Origin of the sequence: Agrobacterium sp. CCNWLW155 (assembly GCF_036888815.1) — a bacterium.
GTDB classification, from domain to species: domain Bacteria; phylum Pseudomonadota; class Alphaproteobacteria; order Rhizobiales; family Rhizobiaceae; genus Agrobacterium; species Agrobacterium radiobacter.
The window spans coordinates 1-2,736 of the sequence record NZ_JBAKFW010000045.1; the positions used below are offsets into that span (position 1 = coordinate 1).

Consider the following 2,736-nt stretch of genomic DNA (forward strand, 5'->3'; position numbering starts at 1 on the left):
TAGGTTCAGGACTTCGGTAACGGGCCCGTTCCAGTCAAGCAAAAAGTGACGACCGCAGCAGCGCAGTCATGCTGCCAATGCGGCAAGTAATTCCTATAGAGTCCCTATCGCTGATACCTAGCTCGCTTCGCCCTTCGTTTGAGGTCGCCCCGGGTTCATGCTTCGGTCCGTGGTCAGCGCGATGGCTGCCAACATGATGCTGGTTCAGTGCGGCAATTCCGATGTGCCCATCTCATTGGCGTGCTCGACCCGAGGCCGGCGACAGTCCTGACCACGGCATCATCGGAACCGCGTCCCGGTTGGGACCTCGAAGGTCTGCGCTCAGGCAGACGTCAACGATATGGTTCTGATGTAACGCTCAGGCCGACTTGGCGATCAACGGGACTGTGGAGAATTCAGTACCATCCTTCCACATCCGGTGAAGGATCGTGCCGATGCGCCTTGCCAAAGCCACCATCGCACGCTTCGCACCTCGGCGTTTTGCAACTTGCGCAGCCCAGCTTCTCAGCCATGTCGAGCGCCCCCGATGTATCATGACGATAGCCGCTTGACACAAGGCTCTTCGTAGATTGGCGTCCCCAGCTCGCGTAATGCCGCCGATCACGTCGCGCTCCCCGGACTGGTTGCGCGACGGTGTAAGGCCAACCCATGGACCAACTTTCTTGGACGATGAGAACCGCTCAGGATCATCGACAGCGGATCGGAAAGTTAAGGCGACGACCGCCCCGATGCCTGGCATCGTCATCAACAGCCGGCACACCGCATCGTCCTTTGCAAGCAGACGGACCTGACGTTCGAGCCCGGCTAGTTCATGGCGCAGGCTGGTGCGCGCACGTAACATTGGCCCGGCCGCTGCTTGCAGCATGGAATTGCCTTCCACCAACTCCCTGATCCGGGCGTCGAACTGGCCGCGTGAGATGGCGCCAACCTTCAGGCCAAAGTTTCTCAGCAGTCCGCGCAGCGATAGCTCCAGCGCGATCATGCCCCGCTGAATCGCCTTGCGGGCGGCCAAAAGCGCGCGAACCTCTTGTGCCGACACGGATTTGCAATGTACGGGCCTGAACCAGCCCAGATGAAGCAGTCGGGCAATCCCTTCAGCGTCGCGCCGATCCGTTTTGATCGGCATTGCCTTCAGTGCGCCCTTCACTTGTCGGGTTTCCATCAGAACGACGTCCAGTCGGGCATCGGCCAGACCGCGATGCAGCCACTGGGACAGCGGTCCGGCTTCCAGCCCTATGATGGCAACCGCTTCGGTAACGGGCCCGTTCCAGTCAAGCAAAAAGTGACGACCGCAGCAGCGCAGTCATGCTGCCAATGCGGCAAGTAATTCCTATAGAGTCCCTATCGCTGATACCTAGCTCGCTTCGCCCTTCGTTTGAGGTCGCCCCGGGTTCATGCTTCGGTCCGTGGTCAGCGCGATGGCTGCCAACATGATGCTGGTTCAGTGCGGCAATTCCGATGTGCCCATCTCATTGGCGTGCTCGACCCGAGGCCGGCGACAGTCCTGACCACGGCATCATCGGAACCGCGTCCCGGTTGGGACCTCGAAGGTCTGCGCTCAGGCAGACGTCAACGATATGGTTCTGATGTAACGCTCAGGCCGACTTGGCGATCAACGGGACTGTGGAGAATTCAGTACCATCCTTCCACATCCGGTGAAGGATCGTGCCGATGCGCCTTGCCAAAGCCACCATCGCACGCTTCGCACCTCGGCGTTTTGCAACTTGCGCAGCCCAGCTTCTCAGCCATGTCGAGCGCCCCCGATGTATCATGACGATAGCCGCTTGACACAAGGCTCTTCGTAGATTGGCGTCCCCAGCTCGCGTAATGCCGCCGATCACGTCGCGCTCCCCGGACTGGTTGCGCGACGGTGTAAGGCCAACCCATGGACCAACTTTCTTGGACGATGAGAACCGCTCAGGATCATCGACAGCGGATCGGAAAGTTAAGGCGACGACCGCCCCGATGCCTGGCATCGTCATCAACAGCCGGCACACCGCATCGTCCTTTGCAAGCAGACGGACCTGACGTTCGAGCCCGGCTAGTTCATGGCGCAGGCTGGTGCGCGCACGTAACATTGGCCCGGCCGCTGCTTGCAGCATGGAATTGCCTTCCACCAACTCCCTGATCCGGGCGTCGAACTGGCCGCGTGAGATGGCGCCAACCTTCAGGCCAAAGTTTCTCAGCAGTCCGCGCAGCGATAGCTCCAGCGCGATCATGCCCCGCTGAATCGCCTTGCGGGCGGCCAAAAGCGCGCGAACCTCTTGTGCCGACACGGATTTGCAATGTACGGGCCTGAACCAGCCCAGATGAAGCAGTCGGGCAATCCCTTCAGCGTCGCGCCGATCCGTTTTGATCGGCATTGCCTTCAGTGCGCCCTTCACTTGTCGGGTTTCCATCAGAACGACGTCCAGTCGGGCATCGGCCAGACCGCGATGCAGCCACTGGGACAGCGGTCCGGCTTCCAGCCCTATGATGGCAACCGCTCCCTCCAGGGTGTTTGCAAAGTCCACGATCGCCTGTGGATCACTGGGAACCTGCGCTTCCTTTGCGATCTTGCCATGCTCATTGATTACACAGACGGCGGTCTTCGCCAGTGATACATCCAGTCCGATAAACAGCTTCATCCCGTATTCCTCCGATTGAGACTGATACGGGAACAGCGACAGCTTGCCGTGAGCAATTGCAAGATGCTTGAGTCGGTGGTGCGCGGCGCGGGCCCCGTTACAGCATCTC

At 60.1% G+C, this 2,736-nt stretch carries 2 protein-coding genes; both read right to left on the bottom strand.

Going from position 1 to position 2,736, the window contains the following annotated elements; genetic code table 11:
• Positions 1 to 358 precede the first annotated feature (358 nt).
• A complete protein-coding gene (locus V6S97_RS28950) occupies positions 359 to 1,279 on the bottom strand; it encodes an IS110 family transposase (RefSeq protein WP_334428428.1) in 921 nt (306 codons plus the stop codon).
• A 316-nt stretch (positions 1,280 to 1,595) separates the two neighbouring features.
• On the bottom strand, positions 1,596 to 2,627 hold the full coding sequence (locus V6S97_RS28955) for an IS110 family transposase (protein ID WP_334428429.1): 1,032 nt from the start codon (positions 2,625 to 2,627) through the stop codon (positions 1,596 to 1,598).
• Between the last annotated feature and the right edge of the window lie 109 nt (positions 2,628 to 2,736).

Excerpts from the sequence above, each read along its gene's own strand:
- V6S97_RS28955 (WP_334428429.1), bottom strand. The coding sequence starts at position 2,627 with ATGAAGCTGTTTATCGGACTGGATGTATCACTGGCGAAGACCGCCGTC.